Source organism: Bellilinea sp. (assembly GCF_034432615.1).
Taxonomy (GTDB): Bacteria; Chloroflexota; Anaerolineae; order Anaerolineales; family Anaerolineaceae; genus Bellilinea.
This window is the reverse complement of record NZ_DAOUBL010000240.1, coordinates 1-1508: the sequence shown is the minus strand read 5'-3', so window position 1 is coordinate 1508 and position 1508 is coordinate 1. Positions and strand designations below refer to the sequence as shown.

Here is a 1508-nt window from a genome sequence, read left to right as displayed (position 1 = left end):
CATCTCGAACCTCCCAGCAGGATTATTCATAAGCCAGCACCTCACGGATGGTCAGGCGGGCGGCGGCGCGGGCGGGCAGCACACTGGCCAGCGCCGAAAGTACCAGCACAATCCCCAGCCAGACCAGCAGGCTCCACGGCGCAAAGGTGAGCGGCGCCGCTGCGCCGAATAAGGCGTTGTTGATCGTGTTTGCCAGCAGGCGGCTGATCGGCACAGCCGCCAGCACGCTCAACAGCCACGAGAGCAGCCCGATCAGCAGCCCTTCCACCAGCACAATGTTCATGATCTGACGGTCACCGGCGCCAATCGCGCGCATCACGCCAATTTCGCGGGTGCGTTCCAACACGTTCATGCTCATGGTGCCCATCAAGCCAATTGCGCCGACCGCGGCAATCAGGCCGGAGAGCAGCAAGAGAACGGCGGTGAGCAGGTCCAGCCCGTTGGCGGAAATTTCCTTCAAACGCAGGCCGGCGGTAACCTCATCCACCCGGTAGCCGCGCCGTTCCAGTTCCTGTTCAATCTGTCTGCCAAAGGCTTTTTGCTCCGCCAGGGTCAGTTGATCGCGGTTTGCCAGCACGCGGAAGTTGGTGGTGCGGCTGCCCTGCCCCAGTTCCGTCTGAATGACCTCGCCGTTGGCATACGCCAGCAAACCGGCGCTGCGGCCCACCAGCTGGAAAATGCCGGTAACCGTCCAGTCGTGTTCCCGCCCGCCGATGCGCAGGCGCAGCGTGTCACCCGGCTTGAGCCCGGGAATGACATCCGCAAAACGCTCGCTGACGGCTATCGCGTAACGGTCACCCGCCTCGATCCAGCGTCCGCTGATCAAAATCGGCTGTACCATGCGGCTGCCGGCCGGCGGCGCGATGATGGAAATGCTCTCACCGCTGCCGTCTGCCAGCACCAGTTCGGCGCGCGCCCCGCTCCAGCCTTCGACCATGCCCACTCCCGGCAGGCGCATCAGGTCGGCAGCCACCCTGCTGGTGCGGTAGGGCTGCTGGAAGGTAATGCTCACATCCGCCAGAAAGTAATAACGCAGGCGGTCAATGTAGGATTGCAGCGAGATGCGCGTATTGAGGGTGGCAATGAAGATCGCCCCGCCCAGCGTCAGGGTGATCAGCGTCAGAATCAGGCGGCTGCGGCGGCGGAAGGTGTTGCGCAGCGAGATGAGCAGCGGACGCGAAAGCCCGCGCACCCGCCGCAAAGCGCGCAGAATGCGCCCCTCGCGCAGCGCCGATTGCAGCGGCGAAATTCCGCTGAGCGCCTGCTGAACGGGTATGCGCACAGCGCGCGCAATGGGCAGCCAGCCTGCCGCGGCCGGCACGGCCAGCGCCAGAACAGCCATCAGCAGTGCCGTTTCGGGCAGCAGCTGCGGCTGGCTGGCAGGGATGTTGATTCCAGTCTGCATCATCCCTAGCAGTACACTGGTCATCCAGCGCACCGGGTAGAGCGAAATACGACAGGATCGATGGTCATCGATATCGGCGGCGGGACGACCGAGGTGGCGGTCA

Annotated in this window: 1 protein-coding gene; it reads right to left on the bottom strand. The window is 64.3% G+C overall.

What is annotated here, in order from left to right:
• Positions 1 to 22: 22 nt before the first annotated feature.
• Positions 23 to 352, bottom strand: coding sequence for an ABC transporter permease (locus VAE48_RS17535; RefSeq protein ID WP_416181041.1), 330 nt, complete (start codon positions 350 to 352; stop codon positions 23 to 25).
• Between the last annotated feature and the right edge of the window lie 1156 nt (positions 353 to 1508).

What these genes read in the sequence shown, in the direction of transcription:
- VAE48_RS17535 (WP_416181041.1), bottom strand. Translation starts at nt 352, where the DNA reads ATGAACGTGTTGGAACGCACCCGCGAAATTGGCGTGATGCGCGCGATT.